Source organism: Plantactinospora sp. A48 (assembly GCF_055793945.1).
In genome coordinates this window covers 105,680-121,606 of the sequence record NZ_JBTIXF010000003.1, presented here as the reverse complement: position 1 = coordinate 121,606, position 15,927 = coordinate 105,680, and the positions used below count along the sequence as shown (strand labels likewise).

14 protein-coding genes and 3 tRNA genes are annotated in these 15,927 nt (G+C 68.8%); 1 reads left to right on the top strand and 16 read right to left on the bottom strand.

Annotated elements, in window-relative coordinates:
* Positions 1-75 precede the first annotated feature (75 nt).
* From rpoB to ACXN5W_RS03155, 16 genes are all read right to left on the bottom strand, one after another.
* Positions 76-3,516, bottom strand: a complete 3,441-nt coding sequence (gene rpoB / locus ACXN5W_RS03230) for a DNA-directed RNA polymerase subunit beta (protein ID WP_473156614.1) — start codon at positions 3,514-3,516, stop codon at positions 76-78.
* A 510-nt stretch (positions 3,517-4,026) separates the two neighbouring features.
* On the bottom strand, positions 4,027-4,410 hold the full coding sequence (gene rplL / locus ACXN5W_RS03225) for a 50S ribosomal protein L7/L12 (RefSeq protein WP_473156613.1): 384 nt from the start codon (positions 4,408-4,410) through the stop codon (positions 4,027-4,029).
* 54 nt (positions 4,411-4,464) lie between these two features.
* Positions 4,465-5,034 carry a 50S ribosomal protein L10 gene (rplJ, locus tag ACXN5W_RS03220; RefSeq protein WP_473156612.1) on the bottom strand — a complete coding sequence of 190 codons (570 nt, stop codon included), beginning with the start codon at positions 5,032-5,034 and terminating at the stop codon, positions 4,465-4,467.
* A gap of 382 nt (positions 5,035-5,416) precedes the next feature.
* Positions 5,417-6,112: a hypothetical protein gene (locus tag ACXN5W_RS03215; protein ID WP_473156611.1), complete on the bottom strand. Its 696-nt coding sequence runs from the start codon at positions 6,110-6,112 to the stop codon at positions 5,417-5,419.
* Between the two features lie 117 nt (positions 6,113-6,229).
* Positions 6,230-6,973, bottom strand: coding sequence for an ATP-binding cassette domain-containing protein (locus ACXN5W_RS03210; RefSeq protein ID WP_473156610.1), 744 nt, complete (start codon positions 6,971-6,973; stop codon positions 6,230-6,232).
* Between the two features lie 79 nt (positions 6,974-7,052).
* A complete protein-coding gene (rplA, locus tag ACXN5W_RS03205; protein WP_473156609.1) occupies positions 7,053-7,763 on the bottom strand; it encodes a 50S ribosomal protein L1 in 711 nt (236 codons plus the stop codon).
* Between the two features lie 68 nt (positions 7,764-7,831).
* Positions 7,832-8,263, bottom strand: a complete 432-nt coding sequence (gene rplK / locus ACXN5W_RS03200; RefSeq protein ID WP_473156608.1) for a 50S ribosomal protein L11 — start codon at positions 8,261-8,263, stop codon at positions 7,832-7,834.
* Positions 8,264-8,436: 173 nt separating this feature from the next.
* Complete coding sequence (gene nusG, locus ACXN5W_RS03195) at positions 8,437-9,165, bottom strand: transcription termination/antitermination protein NusG (protein ID WP_473156607.1); 729 nt, start codon at positions 9,163-9,165, stop codon at positions 8,437-8,439.
* Positions 9,166-9,203: 38 nt separating this feature from the next.
* Positions 9,204-9,590, bottom strand: a complete 387-nt coding sequence (secE, locus tag ACXN5W_RS03190) for a preprotein translocase subunit SecE (protein ID WP_473156686.1) — start codon at positions 9,588-9,590, stop codon at positions 9,204-9,206.
* A gap of 119 nt (positions 9,591-9,709) precedes the next feature.
* A tRNA-Trp gene (locus tag ACXN5W_RS03185) sits at positions 9,710-9,782 on the bottom strand.
* A 140-nt stretch (positions 9,783-9,922) separates the two neighbouring features.
* Positions 9,923-10,315, bottom strand: a complete 393-nt coding sequence (locus ACXN5W_RS03180) for a MaoC/PaaZ C-terminal domain-containing protein (RefSeq protein WP_473156606.1) — start codon at positions 10,313-10,315, stop codon at positions 9,923-9,925.
* Position 10,316: 1 nt separating this feature from the next.
* Positions 10,317-10,763, bottom strand: a complete 447-nt coding sequence (locus ACXN5W_RS03175) for an FAS1-like dehydratase domain-containing protein (RefSeq protein WP_473156605.1) — start codon at positions 10,761-10,763, stop codon at positions 10,317-10,319.
* 356 nt (positions 10,764-11,119) lie between these two features.
* Positions 11,120-11,287 (bottom strand): 50S ribosomal protein L33, encoded by a 168-nt coding sequence (gene rpmG / locus ACXN5W_RS03170; protein ID WP_095563668.1) that lies wholly within the window; start codon positions 11,285-11,287, stop codon positions 11,120-11,122.
* 167 nt (positions 11,288-11,454) lie between these two features.
* Positions 11,455-11,527: transfer RNA gene (locus ACXN5W_RS03165), tRNA-Met, on the bottom strand.
* A 26-nt stretch (positions 11,528-11,553) separates the two neighbouring features.
* A tRNA-Thr gene (locus ACXN5W_RS03160) sits at positions 11,554-11,626 on the bottom strand.
* A 147-nt stretch (positions 11,627-11,773) separates the two neighbouring features.
* A complete protein-coding gene (locus ACXN5W_RS03155; protein WP_473156604.1) occupies positions 11,774-14,326 on the bottom strand; it encodes a putative bifunctional diguanylate cyclase/phosphodiesterase in 2,553 nt (850 codons plus the stop codon).
* A 767-nt stretch (positions 14,327-15,093) separates the two neighbouring features.
* Between ACXN5W_RS03155 and ACXN5W_RS03150 the strand changes: the two genes are divergently transcribed.
* Positions 15,094-15,354, top strand: coding sequence for a hypothetical protein (locus ACXN5W_RS03150; RefSeq protein ID WP_473156603.1), 261 nt, complete (start codon positions 15,094-15,096; stop codon positions 15,352-15,354).
* The last annotated feature ends 573 nt before the right edge of the window (positions 15,355-15,927 follow it).

Sequence of the window (15,927 nt, the reverse complement as noted above, 5' to 3'; positions counted from 1 at the left end):
TCTGGGGCAGGGCGACCCGCGAGGGGATCAAGCCTGACCACCCGGAGCGGGTCGCCCTGCCCCAGACCGAACACCTCAGATCTCTTCGACGCTGCTGACGCCCTCGTTCGGACGCCGGGACAGGTCGATGCCGAGTTCCTCGGCGGCCCGGAACACCTCGTCGTCGGTCTCGCGCATCTCCAGGGCCACACCGTCGCTGGACAGCACCTCAACATTGAGGCACAGCGACTGCAGCTCCTTGAGCAGCACCTTGAACGACTCCGGGATGCCCGGTTCGGGGATGTTCTCGCCCTTGACGATCGCCTCGTAGACCTTCACCCGGCCGAGGACGTCGTCGGACTTGATGGTGAGCAGCTCCTGCAGGGCGTAGGCGGCGCCGTACGCCTGCATGGCCCAGCACTCCATCTCGCCGAACCGCTGGCCACCGAACTGTGCCTTACCACCCAGCGGCTGCTGCGTGATCATCGAGTACGGGCCGGTCGACCGAGCGTGGATCTTGTCGTCGACCAGGTGGTTCAGCTTGAGAATGTAGATGTAACCGACCGCGATCGGGTCGGGCAGCGGCTCGCCGGAACGCCCGTCGAACAGCTGCGCCTTGCCGGTCGACCCGATCAGCTGGTTGCCGTCCCGGTTGGGCAGGGTCGACGCGAGCAGACCGTGGATCTCCGCCTCCTTGGCGCCGTCGAAGACCGGCGTCGCCACATTGGTGTCGGGCTCCGAGGAGTCCGCGTCGATCGCGCGCAGCGCCTTCTTCCAGTCGGTGTCGTCGCCCTCGACCTTCCAGCCGGTCTTGGCGACCCACCCGAGGTGGGTCTCCAGCACCTGACCGATGTTCATCCGGCTCGGCACACCAAGCGGGTTCAGCACGATGTCGACCGGGGTGCCGTCCTCCAGGAACGGCATGTCCTCGACCGGCAGGATCTTGGAGATGACGCCCTTGTTGCCGTGCCGGCCCGCGAGCTTGTCACCGTCCTGGATCTTGCGCTTCTGGGCCACGTACACCCGGACCAGCTCGTTGACGCCCGGCGGCAGTTCGTCGCCGTCCTCGCGGGAGAAGGTACGGACACCGATCACCGTGCCGTTCTCACCGTGCGGCACCTTGAGCGAGGTGTCCCGGACCTCGCGCGCCTTCTCACCGAAGATCGCGCGGAGCAGCCGCTCCTCCGGGGTCAGCTCGGTCTCACCCTTCGGGGTGACCTTGCCGACCAGGATGTCACCCGGTACGACCTCGGCACCGATCCGGATGATGCCGCGCTCGTCGAGGTCGGCGAGCATCTCCTCGCTGACGTTCGGGATGTCGCGGGTGATCTCCTCCGGACCGAGCTTGGTGTCCCGGGCGTCGACCTCGTGCTCCTCGATGTGGATCGAGGTGAGGACATCCTGCTGCACCAGCCGCTGGGACAGGATGATGGCGTCCTCGTAGTTGTGCCCCTCCCAGGTCATGAAGGCGACGAGCAGGTTTCGCCCGAGCGCCATCTCGCCCTCGTCGGTGCACGGACCGTCGGCGACGACCTGGCCGGCCTCGACCCGGTCGCCCTCGAACACCACCGGCTTCTGGTTGACACAGGAGCCCGCGTTCGACCGGCGGAACTTGTGCAGCAGGTACGTCCGGCGGTGCCCGTCGTCCTGGTGCACGGTGATGTAGTCGGCGCACAGGTCCTCGACCACGCCACCGACCTCGGCCACCACCACGTCACCGGCGTCGACCGCGGCACGGTATTCCATGCCCGTGCCGACCAGCGGCGACTCCGCCTTGACCAGCGGCACCGCCTGCCGCTGCATGTTGGCGCCCATCAGCGCCCGGTTGGCGTCGTCGTGCTCCAGGAACGGGATCATGGCGGTCGCGACCGACACCATCTGGCGCGGCGAGACGTCCATGTAGTCCACGGCGTTCGGCGCGACGTCCTCGGTCTCGCCGCCCTTCCGGCGGACCAGCACCCGATCCTCGGCGAACGTTCCGTCGGGCCGCAGCGGCGCGTTGGCCTGGGCCTTGACGAACCGGTCCTCCTCGTCGGCCGTCAGGTAGTCGATCTGGTCGGTGACCCGACCCTCGACGACCTTGCGGTACGGCGTCTCGATGAAGCCGAACGGGTTGACCCGGGCGTACGCCGACAGGGCACCGATGAGGCCGATGTTCGGGCCTTCCGGCGTCTCGATCGGGCACATCCGGCCGTAGTGCGACGGGTGGACGTCCCGGACCTCCATGCCGGCGCGCTCCCGGGACAGACCACCCGGGCCGAGCGCCGAGAGCCGACGCCGGTGGGTCAGACCCGCGAGCGGGTTGGTCTGGTCCATGAACTGCGACAGCTGCGAGGTACCGAAGAACTCCTTGATCGCCGCCACCACCGGGCGGATGTTGATCAGGGTCTGCGGCGTGATCGCCTCGACGTCCTGGGTGGTCATCCGCTCACGGACGACCCGCTCCATCCGGGACAGGCCGACCCGGACCTGGTTCTGGATCAGCTCGCCGACGGTGCGCAGGCGACGGTTACCGAAGTGGTCGATGTCGTCCGCCTCGTAGCTGTCCTCACCGGCGTGCAGCCGGCACAGGTACTCCACGGTGGCGACGATGTCGTCCTCGGTCAGCGTGCCGGTGGTGATCGGCACCTCGATCTCGAGCTTCTTGTTGAACTTGTACCGACCGACCTTGGCCAGGTCGTACCGCTTGGGGTTGAAGAACAGGTTGTCCAGCAGCGTCTGGGCGTTCTCCCGGGTGGGGGGCTCGCCCGGACGCAGCTTGCGGTAGATGTCGAGCAGCGCCTCGTCCGCCCCGGCGATGTGGTCCTTCTCCAGGGTGGTCATCATCAGCTCGGACCAGCCGAACCGCTCGCGGATCTGCTCGCTGGACCATCCGATGGCCTTGAGCAGGACGGTTACGGCCTGACGGCGCTTGCGGTCGATGCGCACACCCACGGTGTCGCGCTTGTCGATGTCGAACTCCAGCCAGGCACCCCGACTCGGGATGACCTTGACGCTGGACAGGTCGCGGTCGGAGGTCTTGTCCGGCTGCTTGTCGAAGTAGACGCCCGGAGACCGGACGAGCTGGCTGACCACCACCCGCTCGGTGCCATTGATGATGAAGGTGCCCTTCGGCGTCATCATCGGGAAGTCACCCATGAACACCGTCTGGCTCTTGATCTCGCCGGTGGTGTTGTTGGTGAACTCCGCCGTGACGAACAGCGGGGCACAGTAGGTCAGGTCCTTCTCCTTGCACTCCTCGATCGAGGCCTTGACCTCGTCGAAGCGTGGGGCGGAAAAGGACAGCGACATGGTGCCGGAGAAGTCCTCGATGGGACTGATCTCATCGAGGATCTCCGCGAGACCCGAGCGGGCGTGCGGGTCGTCCGTCGACCGGCCCTGCCATGCCTCGTTGCCAACCAGCCAGTCGAAGGACTCGTTCTGGATGGCCAGGAGGTTGGGGACCTCAAGATGTTCCGTGATCCTGCCGAAAGAAACTCGGCGGGGAGCGAAAGCGCTCGACGTACGACTGGTCTTCGCAGGGCGGGAAGCTGCCAAGATGCGTCCTTCCGAGGACCGGTGCTGCAGAACGGCTGGTACGCGTGCACTCCAATGGCCCCACTCCAAACGCCCAAACCGGACATTCCGAGCAGGGGTCAAGTCGGAAGGCAGCGCAAACTAGCAGTGTAGCCGAGCGGCTAACCGCTGTCCAGCCCGCCACGGCATTGCGGTGCGGACGTGCCGCGACCCGAGGTCGCCGGACGCTCCAGAAAGAGCACCGGGCACGTCTCCGCACGCTTCCCGCGAGCCACCCGACCGGTACGCCGCAACGGCGCCTCCGGTGCCGCTGCCATTACCCGGTGGGTGGCCTTCGCAAGCGCGGAAGGTCTTGCTGATGTCAGCGTGCCTGCCTCCGCCTGCCGCGTCAAGGCCCGAGGCGGTTGTCGGACCGGTCTTTCAACCGACCGATCCCGGCGGAACGACGACGGGCGGTGATCCCCGTGGGGATCACCGCCCGTCACGCGGCGGTGGCGGAGCCGACTCAACGACCCGCCATCGGTCGCGAAACTACTTCAGGGTGACCTTGGCGCCCTCGGCCTCGAGCTTGGCCTTGGCCTTGTCCGCGGCCTCCTTGTTGGCCTTCTCCAGAACGGCCTTCGGCGCGCTCTCGACCAGGTCCTTGGCCTCCTTCAGGCCCAGGCCGGTCAGCTCACGAACGACCTTGATGACCTGGATCTTCTTGCCACCGTCGGCCTCGAGGACGACGTCGAACTCGTCCTTCTCCGGCTCGGCCTCGGCCGGGGCGGCAGCGGCAGCGGCGCCGGCCATCGCGACCGGAGCGGCGGCGGTGACCTCGAAGGTCTCCTCGAACTGCTTCACGAAGTCCGACAGCTCGATCAGCGTCATCTCCTTGAACGCGTCGAGCAGCTCGTCGGTGCTGAGCTTCGCCATGTCTGGCGTCCTTTCCTAAAAATCTTGCGGCTGGTGGGTGTGCGAGCGCCCGCGTCAGGCGGTCTGGTCTTGCTCGGGGGCCTGTTCGGCAGGCTGACCCTCCGCGCGCTTGTCCTGCAGGGCGGCCGCCAGACGGGCGGTCTTCGCCAGGGGCGCCTGGAACAGGGCGGCGGCCTTGCTCAGGTTGCCCTTCATCGCGCCGGCCAACTTGGCCAGCAGCACCTCGCGGGACTCGAGGTCCGCGAGCCGGGTCACCTCGGAAGCCGAGATGGCCCTGCCCTCGAACACCCCGCCCTTGATGACGAGCTGCGGGTTGGCCTTCGCGAAATCACGCAGGCCCTTCGCCGCCTCGACTACGTCGCCGTCGACGAAGGTGAGCGCGGTAGGACCGGTGAACAGCGTGTCGAGGCCGTTGATGCCCGCGTCCGTCGCGGCACGCTTCGCGAGCGTGTTCTTCGCGACGGTGTACGTCGTCTCGCGACCGAGCGACCGCCGCAGCTGGGTGAGCTGGGCGACCGTCAGGCCGCGGTACTCGGTCAGCACGGTGGCGCCGGCGTCGCGGAAACGCTCGGTGAGCTCGGCGACGGCCGTGGCCTTGTCGGCCCGAACCGGCTTGTCCGCCATGTCCCTCCTCTCTCGTTGCGTCATGCTGGTCTCCGCACCGGGCCCACCCGGGCGGAGAGTTCGACAGCGACCGGCGCAACGGAAAACGCCCCGGCGCAGGGCGCACGGGGCGAGGACGGCGGCGCTGGATGCGATCGTCGGACCGCACCACTGGACATGGTCGGCGGACCATGCGCACTGCCGGTGTTCGCTTACCGCCCTGCGCGGGTCGCCCGTCTTGACGGGGCCTTCGACCGTGCCGGAGCACGGTGACCAGCGGTCTCTGGGTGGAACTTCGCCGCAAGAGTACGTGAGGCCGCCCGGCATCACCAAATCTCTTGAGAGGAAGGGCCCCGGCGAAGCCTGGCGGCGCCGTCCCGACCCGGACCGACTGTGACGCTTCTCATGCCCAGCGGCGACGCAGCGCGATGTACCCGGCCAGCGCCGCGGCGGACCACAGCACGGCCTGACCGCTCAGCAGGATCACCGGGAGCGGGCCGCCGTGGCCCGTGCCGGCGGTCAGCCGGGCGGCCGACATCAGCGGTGGAGCCAGCCAGAACAGCGGCGAGTGCGGCAGGCCCAGCACGATCCCGCCGACCACGCCGCAGGCCAGCACCGTCAACCCGTACGCCACGCTGCGGGTCGCCGCCCGGCTGGCCAGCGCGCCCAGGGTGATCGCGGCCGGCACCGTCAGCAGGTGCGCCCAGCCGCCGAGCAGCAGCTGCACACCGAGCGGCGCGTCGGTGCTCCGCTGCGGGGTGGTGACTCCGCCGAGCAACCACGGCACCGCCAGGGCGAGCAGCACGGTCACGATCCCGGCCAACGCCGCGGCCAGCAGCCCGGCCGCCACCTCCCGGCGCCGGCCCACCGTCGTCACGGCCAGCCGGCGCTGCACGTCCGGCTCGATGTCCAGCAGCAGTTTCGACTGCCAGGCCAGCACCGGAAACAGCAGCACGGAGGAGACCGCGTACGCCTCACCGGCCTGGGCGCGACCGCCGCCGTTGAGGATCCCGAGTACGACCAGCCCGGCGATCAGCGGTGCCAGCGCCCGACCGGTCCGGACGAAACCCATAAGCCGCATCATGGTCAACGCGATCATTTGAGCCACCCTTCGTTCACGACTGCGGGGCTGGCAAACCCGGCCAGCTCCTCGCGCTCACTGAGCCACCCTTCGTTCACGACTGCGGGGCTGGCAAACCCGGCCAGCTCCTCGCGCTCACTGACTCGACTCCTGTCGTACCCGCCGGATCTGGTGGCCGGCGGCGCGCAACTCGGCGACGGCGCCGGCCGCCCGCGCGGTCGGCACCACGACCTCGACCACCGACCACCCGCCGTCGTCGGTCGACCCGCCGCCGACCTGGACCGTGCCATCCGAGACCATCCAGCTGATCGCGGTCGGAAACCGGGCCGTCTCGCCCCGGTGGTCGCTCACCAGCACCATCCCGCCGTCGTCCAGCACCTCGGCGACCAGCTCGGGTACGAGATCCCGGGTGGCGGCGTCCAGGCCCTCCCACGGCTCGTCCAGGACCAGCAGGCCCGGCCGGACCAGCAGCGCCTGGGCCAGGCCCACCTTCTGCGCGGTGCCCTTGGACAGTTCCGGCAGCTGCACGTCGCGGTACTGTCCCAGACCGAGCCGTTCGACCCACCGGTCCAGCGCCGGTACGACTGTCGCGCCGGTCAGCCCGGCCAGCCGACCCATGGCCGTGAGGTACTGCCGCACGGTGAACGGCTGGTCCGCGGGGAACCGTTCCGGTACCCAGCCGACCCGCCCGGGCCGGTCGAGCACCCGGCCCCGATCCGGTCGGAGCACGCCGACCGCGACCTGTAGCAGGGTGGACTTGCCGACCCCGTTCCGGCCGAGCACTGTGGCCACCTGCCCGGGTCCGACCGCCAGGCTCACGCCGCGCAGCACCCACGGGCCGCGGCGGCCGTATCGGGCCCACACCTCATCGAAACGCACGCCGCTAATCGTGGCAGAAACAACGGAATCGGGGCGCCCCCCGCTGGGGACGCCCCGATCGATGCCGCCGAGGTCCGGCTCAGGCCGGAACCTCCTGCAGGTTCTTCACCAGGTTCGGGTCGACCGGTACGCCCGGACCCATGGTCGTGGTCAGGGTGACCTTCCTCAGGTACTTGCCCTTGGCGGCCGACGGCTTGGCCCGGAGGACCTCGTCGAGCACGGCCACGTAGTTGTCCACCAGCTGCGACTCGGAGAAGGACGCCTTGCCGATGATCAGGTGCAGGTTGGAGTGCTTGTCCACCCGGAAGGTGATCTTGCCACCCTTGATGTCCTGGACCGCCTTGGTGACGTCCATGGTCACCGTGCCGGTCTTCGGGTTCGGCATCAGGCCGCGCGGGCCCAGGATCCGCGCGATCCGACCGATCTTGGCCATCTGGTCCGGGGTGGCGATGGCGGCGTCGAAGTCCAGCCAGCCCTCCTGGATCCGCGCGACCAGTTCGTCAGTACCCACCTCGTCGGCACCGGCGGCCACGGCCTCCTCGGCCTTGGCGCCGGCCGCGAAGACGATGACGCGGGCGGTCTTGCCAGTGCCGTGCGGCAGGTTGACCGTGCCGCGGACCATCTGGTCCGCCTTGCGGGGGTCGACGCCGAGGCGCATGGCGACCTCGACCGTGGCGTCGAACTTGGTGCCGCTGGTGTCCTTGGCCAGTTTCACGGCCTCGGCCGGCGTGTAGAGGCGGTCCTTGTCGATCGCCTCGGCCGCCTTGCGGTAGCTCTTGCTGCGCTGCATTTCGAATTACTCCTGTGGTGTCTGTCGGGTCACGCCTCGGCGTGCCCTCCCACGTACCGGGGGAAAGTTCAGTCCTTGACCGTGATGCCCATCGACCGGGCGGTGCCGGCGATGATCTTCTCGGCCTGGTCCAGGTCGTTGGCGTTCAGGTCGGCCATCTTCTTCTCAGCGATCTCGCGCAGCTGCGCGCGGGTCACGGCGCCGACCTTGTCCGCCTGCGGCACGCCCGAGCCCTTGGCCACACCGGCGGCCTTGATCAGCAGGCGGGCGGCCGGCGGGGTCTTCAGGATGAACGTGAAGGTCCGGTCCTCGTACACGCTGATCTCGGCGGGGACGATGTCGCCCCGCTGCGACTCGGTCTGCGAGTTGTACGACTTGCAGAACTCCATGATGTTCACGCCGTGCTGGCCCAGCGCCGGGCCGACCGGCGGCGCCGGGGTGGCCTGGCCCGCCGGCAGCTGCAGCGTGAACGTCTTGACGAGCTTCTTCTTGGGAGGCATGTCTCTTCCTGGGGCTTGATCCGGTGAATATGCACCTGGCGCCAGCGGCGGGCACGGTCAAGCGCGTCGCGGGCGACGTTCTAGAGTAGCGCAGCCCGACGGCAGCCGATTCGCCGAGGGTCGCCAACCGCCTTCGCCGGGCGGGCGCGGTCACGCGCCCGGCCGGCGAAACGTCAGATCTTGGCGACCTGGTTGAAGTTCAGCTCGACCGGCGTCTCCCGGCCGAAGATCGACACCAGCACCTTGAGCTTCTGCTGGTCGGCGTTGATCTCGGAGATCGTGGCCGGCAGCGACGCGAACGCGCCGTCGGTGACGGTGACCGAGTCGCCGACCTCGAAGTCGAGGACCTTGATCTCGGGCTTGGCCTTCTTCTGCTCGGCCGTCTGCACCGCCGGCACCAGCCACTTGAGCACCTCGTCCAGCGACAGCGGCGCCGGCCGGTCGGCCCGGTCGGTGGCACCCACGAAGCCGGTGACACCGGGCGTGTTCCGCACGCAGGAGTAGGACTCCGGCGTCAGGTCCATCCGGACCAGGATGTAGCCCGGGAAGACCTTGTTCTGCACCTGGAGGCGCTTGCCGTTCTTGACCTCGACCTCTTCGCGGGTCGGCACCTCGACCTGGAAGATGAACTCCTCCATGTCGAGGCTCGTGATCCGGGTTTCGAGGTTGGTCTTCACCTTGTTCTCGTAGCCGGCGTACGAGTGCACGACGTACCAGTCACCGGGGGCGTACCGCAGCTTCTGCCGCAGCTCGGCGACCGGGTCGAAGTCCTCGTCGGGCTCCGGCTCGAGGCCGGTCTCGACGTCCGGTTCGCTGGCGGCCCCGACCGACTCGTCACCGGCCGCCGTCGCCACCGGGGACTGCTCGTCGGCCGGCTGGGCGGTCTCGTCGTATTCAGGCACGCTCGCTCACTTCCGTAACTATCAGCTGGATCGGCTCGTCAGTTGCCGAAGACCCACAGCACACCCTTGCCGAAGGCGAAGTCCAGGCCAGCCACGATCGTAAGGATCACGGTGACGAAGACGACCACCACGGCGGTGTAGGTCAACAACTCGTTGCGGGTCGGCCAGATGACCTTACGAAGCTCTGCGACGACCTCACGGAAGAACCGCGCGAAGCGACCGAAGATTCCTCCCCGGCCGGTCTCCGTCTTGGCCTTCGGCCGGCTGTCGGCCGAACCGGCCCGCTTTCGCGCCCGGGTGGCCGTGCCACCCCGCGAAACCGGCTCTTCCTCGTCGGCTTCCTCGACGTCCTCAACGACGTCGTCGGTCACCTGGTCGTCAAGCTCGTCCGCGGCGTCCTCGCCACGCCGATTGCTGTCGGCCACTTCGCCCTCCGTCGCGGGGTGAGAAATTCGAACGTCGGTGACGCACACTGTTGTAGGCACGCCGTCCCGACAACAGCCGGCGGAACTCCGACCCCTGCGGAACGGTCAGGCCCAAGGCGCAGGGGTGACAGGACTTGAACCTGCAGCCTGCGGTTTTGGAGACCGCTGCTCTGCCAATTGAGCTACACCCCTTTGCGGGTAGGTGTCCCCACCCGAGGCGCACGGGCCTGAGCGGGGGGCACTTGCCCCACGGCGGATCAGTGTACGGGTAGCGGCACCAGTTTCCCAACCGGTACCTCGCCCGACATCGCCGTGTCTTCCACATCGACCCGTCAACCGGGGGTACGGATGCTCGCCCGTGCCTGGGCCAGCACCTTCTCCCCCCGGCAGGTCGCCGTGAGATCGAGCACCGTCAAGCCCTCCGGTGTGACCTGACGCACATTCGCCCGTACCTCGATCTCGGCGCCCTCGTCGTCGTCGGGCACGACCACCGGCCGGGTGAACCGCACGCCGTACTCGACCACCGCGTCCGCCGCGCCCGCCCACTCGGCGACCGCCCGCCCGACCAGCGCCATCGTGAACATGCCGTGCGCGATCACGCCGGGCAGCCCGACCTTGGTGGCGACCCGGTCACTCCAGTGGATCGGGTTGAAGTCGCCCGAGGCGCCCGCGTAGCGGATCAGATCCGCCCGGGTCACCCGGTACGTCCGGACCGGCAGGTCCATCTCAGCCCTCCCCACGCACGACAAGCTTGGACCAGGTGGTGACGACCGGCTCGCCGGCCACCGTGCTGATCTCGGTCCGGGTGGTCAGGAAGTCATGCCCCCCGCGACTGACGATCTCCTCGACGGTGCTCACCGCGACCAGCTCGTCCCCGGCGACCACGGGACGGGTGTAGGAGAACCGCTGGTCACCGTGTACCACCCGGCTGTAGTCCACGCCGACCGCCGGATCCTCGACGACCTGCTGACTGGAGGCCATCGCGAGCACGAACGGGAAGGTCGGCGGCGCGAGCAGGTCGGGATGACCCAACGCCCGGGCGGCCTCGGGATCGTGGTGGGCCGGGTCGGTCGCGCCGATCGCCCGCGCGAACTCCCGGATCTTCTCCCGTCCCACCTGATACGGCGGGCTCGGCGGATAGCTTCGGCCGACAAAGGAAGGGTCCAACGGCATGACCGCGAACCTACACGTGGTCCGCCGGTCCGTGGCGATGGCTCGACCGCTGGTTTGGGATCCGTCCCGACCCGCCCACTCTGGGCGGTCAAGCTTGATCCCGACGTGGGCGAGTCGGGACGGATCCCAAACCCGACCCACCCACTCTGGGCGGTCAAGCTTGATCCCGACGTGGGCGAGTCGGGACGGATCCCAAACCCGACCCGCCCACTCTGGGCGGTCAAGCTTGATCCCGACGTGGGCGGGTCGGGACGGATCCGGAACCCGGCCCGCGCCGAACGCGAAACGCCGCCCCGGCGGGTTGCCCGGGGCGGCGTTCTCGGTTGCTGCGGGTCGGCCTCGGGGCCGACGGAACGTCAGCGGGTTTCGCGGTGCAGGGTGTGCTTGCCGTCCCGGGGGCAGAACTTCTTCAGCTCGATGCGGTCCGGGTCGTTCCGGCGGTTCTTGCGCGTGATGTAGTTGCGCTCCTTGCACTCCACGCACGCCAAAGTGATCTTTGGACGGATGTCGGTCGCCTTGGCCACGGCGGGGCGCCTTCCTCGCTAACGGTTTGATGCTACGGCGTATCAGCGTAGACGTTTCCCACGCGAACACGCAAAGCGGGCGCCTGTGGCGCCCGTCGCACCGGGCCCGCTCGGGCCTTGACAGCCCGAATGGGTGGATTCGCCGGGATCTGCCCGACGCCCGAGAGTAGCGGTGGCCGGACTTGAACCGGCGACACAGCGATTATGAGCCGCTTGCTCTGCCAACTGAGCTACACCGCCGTGGACGGGTCCAGCTGAACCCTCTGAGCCCCCTTACGGAATCGAACCGTAGACCTTCTCCTTACCATGGAGACGCTCTGCCGACTGAGCTAAGGGGGCCTGCGCGATCTCCCCGGAGACGCGCAGGGGTAAGAGTACACGGCGTCGCGCCGGAGGTGAAATCGGATCCCCCGGCACGCCCGGACACCCGGGACGGCGGCTCCGGAAGGCCCCGCCGGGGGCCGGACGGCGCATCCGGCGGACGCCTCAGGGGACCACCCGCAGCCGCCGGACGTCGGCGGGAGCCAGCGGTTCCGAGTCCGACTGGGCGTCCACCCAGGCGGCGAGCCGCTCGTACGGCAGGGGCCGGCTGAACAGGAACCCCTGCCCGATCTGGCAGCCGATGTCCTGCAGCAGCTCCAGGGTGAGCTCACTCTCCACGCCCTCGGCCACCACGGCCAGGCCGAACTGCTGGGACAGCGTCACCACCGCGTTCACGATGGCCAGGTCCACCGGATCGGTCGCCATCCCCTGCACGAACGACCGGTCGACCTTCACCTCGTGGACGGGCAGCCTTCGCAGGTACGACAGCGAGGCGTACCCGGTGCCGAAGTCGTCCACCGACAGCCGTACGCCGATTTCGCGCAGTCGGCGCAGGATGGGCACCGGCCGTTCGGTCCCGTCCAGGACCCCGGACTCCCGGATCTCCAGGGTGAGCCGCTCGGGCGGCACGCCGTACTCGGTGAGCAGCCCGTCGACCAGGGTCGGGAACTGCGGATCGGCCAGCGTACGGGCGGACAGGTTGACCGCGACGTTGAGCGGACGCGCGGTGTTCGGCCAGTCGCGGCTGCGGCGCAGTCCTTCCCGGAGCACCACCTCGGTGAGCCGGCCGAGCTGCCCGGTGTGTTCGGCGACCGCGACGAAGTCCTCCGGCGCCACCACACCGTGGGCCGGGTGTTCCCACCGGGCCAGGCACTCGACGCCGACCAGTTGCCGGTCGTGCAGCATCACCTTGGGCTGGAAGTAGACCTCCAGCTCGTCGTTGCTCAGGGCCCGGCGCAGATCGGTGGCCAGGCTCAACCGGTGCATCGACCGGGATTCCAGTACCGGGCTGAACAGCTGGATCCCGTCGGGGACCGCCTTCGCGGCGGTGGCCGCGAGGTCGACCCGCTGGAGCAGGACGGTCGGGTCGGTGCCGTGGTCCGGATGGACCGCCACCCCGACCACGGTGTCCACGTCCAGGGTCAGCTCGCCGAAGACCATCCGGTCCCGGATCTGGTCCCGCAGCGCCGCCGCCAGCTTGAGCGCCGCGCCGGTGTTGTCCAGGCGCAGCATCACCAGGAACTCGTCGCCGCCGATCCGGCCGACCAGCGCCGAGGCCGGCGCCGAGGCGCGGAGCCGGTCGGCGACCTCGGCCAGCACCTTGTCACCCGCGGCGTGGCCGAGGGTCTCGTTGACCCGGCGCAGCTCGTCCACATCGAACAGCAGGACGGCGACGACCTCGCCGGGCGCCCGGACCTGGACCGCCTCCCCGAGCGCCGCGGTCATCCGCCGGCGATTCGGCAGCTTGGTCAAACCATCGTGGTACGCGTCGAAGCGCAGCCGGTCGACCAGCCGGGAGTTCTCCAGAGCCACCGCGGTGTGCGCGGCGACGGTTTCGAAGATCGGCACGTCACCGGGGCGGAAGTGTCCGATCTCGCTGAGCCGGTTCACCACCTCCAGGGTCCCGATCACGGCGGACCCCGAACGCAGCGGTACGACGATGGCGTCCTTGACCCCGGTGCCGCGCAGGGCCTTGCGGGGTTCGCCCTCACCGGTCAGTCGACTACCGATGGCGACGGTGCGGTGATCCCTGACGGCCGCCTCCCGCAGCGCCGTCGGCACCGGTGCGACGTCCAGCAGACCGGAGTCGTCCACCCGGGCGGACAGCAGCACCTCGGGGTGCCGGCCCTGGGCGGGCAGCCAGAGCGTGGCGTACTCCGCCTGCATCAGTGCCCGGACCCGACCGAGCATGGCGTCGACAAGCGTTCCGTCCTGTCCCCGCTCGGTCATCACCCGGGTCAACTCGTACATGTCCTCGAGCGTCCGGTGCTGACGCAGCGACAGCGCGTACGACCGGTAGACCAGCACCAGCGCGGCCCCGAGGGCGGCCAGTGGCAGCAGCGACCACCAGGTGGTGTTCAGGGCGAGCAGGATGACCAGCCCGACGGCGGTGCTGACGCCGACCGTGAGCGATGCGAGCGGCGCCGTCTGGAGCACCTCCCGGCCGGCCTGCCAGCCCTGGATCAGGGTGATCACACCGCCGACCGCGAGGAGGCCGACCAGGGTGTGTACGCCGACAGCGATGAGCAGGACGGCCCAGGTCATCGGACCGACCCCGGAGCGGGCCGGCAACGCGACCAGCACCAGACAGGCCAGTGAGGTCGCGGCGGCGTAGTTCGCGACGTTGAACCAGAGCTTCGCCTGACCGACCCGGCGACGGAGCTGGACGATCAGGGCCGCGAGAGTGACAGTCATCACAGTCAGCAGCGGTGGCAGGTAGTGCAGGGCGAGCACGATCGGTATCTCGGTGATCGAGACCGTGAGCGCCTGACGGCGGATGACCAGGCTCAGGGCCGGAATGCCGGCCAGCACCAGAGCGGAGAAGAGCCCGAGGAACAGAGACCACCGCGGGATCGCCGCCGCGTGCGCCCACCAGCGTGGCTCCTGGGTGTGCAGCACACCCAGGAGCACGCAGGACAGCGTCGCCAGGACCGCGAGCGGCCCGGTGATCAGCCAGGCGTGCTCGGGCCTTCGCCGCGACGACCTGTGAGCACGCATCAAACTCCCGCCTGCCGGAGGCGCCGCCGTCCGCCGGCTCGCAGATCAGGCTATTAGGGGATGAGAAGGGATCCGAAGCTTGCGCCCCATTCGATGCCAAGTTGAGGTGCGTCCGCAACAGCAGTGGCCACGACGACCATCACCATGAGTGCCATGGTGATGCCGAAGAGCCGGCTAAGCCGTCGAATAAACATCGATGGCTCCTATCAAAGAGTTGAGCGAGGGGAACGGTGGAGGTTCCATGATGGTGCCACAGCGGAAACGGGCCGCAAAGCCGGAGCGGGCCGAGGTCGCAGTCCCGGAGCCCAGATCCGGCCGTTTGGCAGGTAGGACATCCCCCAGGCGGCCCCATTACCTTTAATTTCGCCTTAGATCACAGTTGGGGCAGGCAGTAAGATCACATCTAAGTCCCAAGAGCCGCACATAGCTTCACTATGGATTAATCTCTCTATTCTCTCTAATAACGCCCTATCTACATAAAGTGCAATTCGGACTCACCGTGGACCAGCGAAGTGTCCGCCAGGCGGGGTTGGCACACCGCCGGACGGACCGCACGATGAGGCCGTCCGGTGGAGCCGGGTCGGTCCGACCGGACACCCGGACAACCCGCCGTGCGATCCGACCCACACCGCGCCGCCCCTGGCCGCCCGACCCGGCCGCTCCGGCACGACGGCACGGACCCGATGCCGTCCAGTTGATAGGACGCTGCCGCGCGTGGTCGTGGCGTCGGCCAGCATCCGCAACGATCACCCGTCATGATGGCGCCCATGGTGGATGCGGATCCCGCGACGCGCGCCGATCTCGAAGCACTGCTTCCCCGAGAGGGCTTCCGGCCCGACTGCTACCGCCTCTACGGCGGCCAGGGAGTCGGCAACTGCTACGTGATCGACCATGCCCCGGCCGGCTGGGAGGTCTACTACACCGAGTCCGGGGACAAGGCCAACCTGCGGGTCTTCCCGACCGAGGCCGGAGCCTGCACCGAATTCCTCGCCCGGCTCAGACGCGACCCGAACACCCGGCACGGCTGAACCGGACGACCCGATCCGCCGACCGGGCCATCCCGGCCCCGGACCCGGCCACCGTCGTCCCCACCCGGGAGCAGGGGCCGTCCCGGCACGAAGGAAGGCCGCGTCGTCGTACCCGGTGAGTCGAGCCGCCGTGCTGGAAGCTGGGCTCCGTTCCGCGCGGAGGCTGGGTCCCGCCACCGTGGATCGGCCCGGGAGACGGACAGTTCGCCCGGTTGGTGCGGCTCAGCCGGTGCGCCGGACGGTGGCCGCCCGTCGCCGTACGGATGCCCTTGGCCAGAAATTGGCATACGCAGTTATTCGCGCAGCGTGCCGGTCACGCCCCGGTTCTGCGGAGAGTACGGACCGCAATACGGTCCGGATCCGGCCGATCGATACCGGACTCGGGCGCTGAACGCCGCGATGAATCCCATCCCGGCGGGATATCAACAGCCTGCCACCGTTCGAATACGTTGCCGGGCTCCGACCCACGAACCGTGTCCGTGGCGACCGTCTCACCCACAGCGAAGTACCCCACCTGATCGCTCGGGATAACGATCCGGCGGGCCAGAGCGACAGGTGGTGAATCCGATTTCA

What these genes read in the sequence shown, in the direction of transcription:
- rplA (WP_473156609.1), bottom strand. Translation starts at nt 7,763, where the DNA reads ATGCAGCGCAGCAAGAGCTACCGCAAGGCGGCCGAGGCGATCGACAAG.
- ACXN5W_RS03175 (WP_473156605.1), bottom strand. Translation starts at nt 10,763, where the DNA reads ATGCCGTTGGACCCTTCCTTTGTCGGCCGAAGCTATCCGCCGAGCCCG.
- ACXN5W_RS03180 (WP_473156606.1), bottom strand. Translation starts at nt 10,315, where the DNA reads ATGGACCTGCCGGTCCGGACGTACCGGGTGACCCGGGCGGATCTGATC.
- ACXN5W_RS03150 (WP_473156603.1), top strand. Translation starts at nt 15,094, where the DNA reads ATGGTGGATGCGGATCCCGCGACGCGCGCCGATCTCGAAGCACTGCTT.
- rplL (WP_473156613.1), bottom strand. Translation starts at nt 4,410, where the DNA reads ATGGCGAAGCTCAGCACCGACGAGCTGCTCGACGCGTTCAAGGAGATG.
- rplJ (WP_473156612.1), bottom strand. Translation starts at nt 5,034, where the DNA reads ATGGCGGACAAGCCGGTTCGGGCCGACAAGGCCACGGCCGTCGCCGAG.
- ACXN5W_RS03215 (WP_473156611.1), bottom strand. Translation starts at nt 6,112, where the DNA reads ATGATCGCGTTGACCATGATGCGGCTTATGGGTTTCGTCCGGACCGGT.
- rplK (WP_473156608.1), bottom strand. Translation starts at nt 8,263, where the DNA reads ATGCCTCCCAAGAAGAAGCTCGTCAAGACGTTCACGCTGCAGCTGCCG.
- ACXN5W_RS03155 (WP_473156604.1), bottom strand. Translation starts at nt 14,326, where the DNA reads ATGCGTGCTCACAGGTCGTCGCGGCGAAGGCCCGAGCACGCCTGGCTG.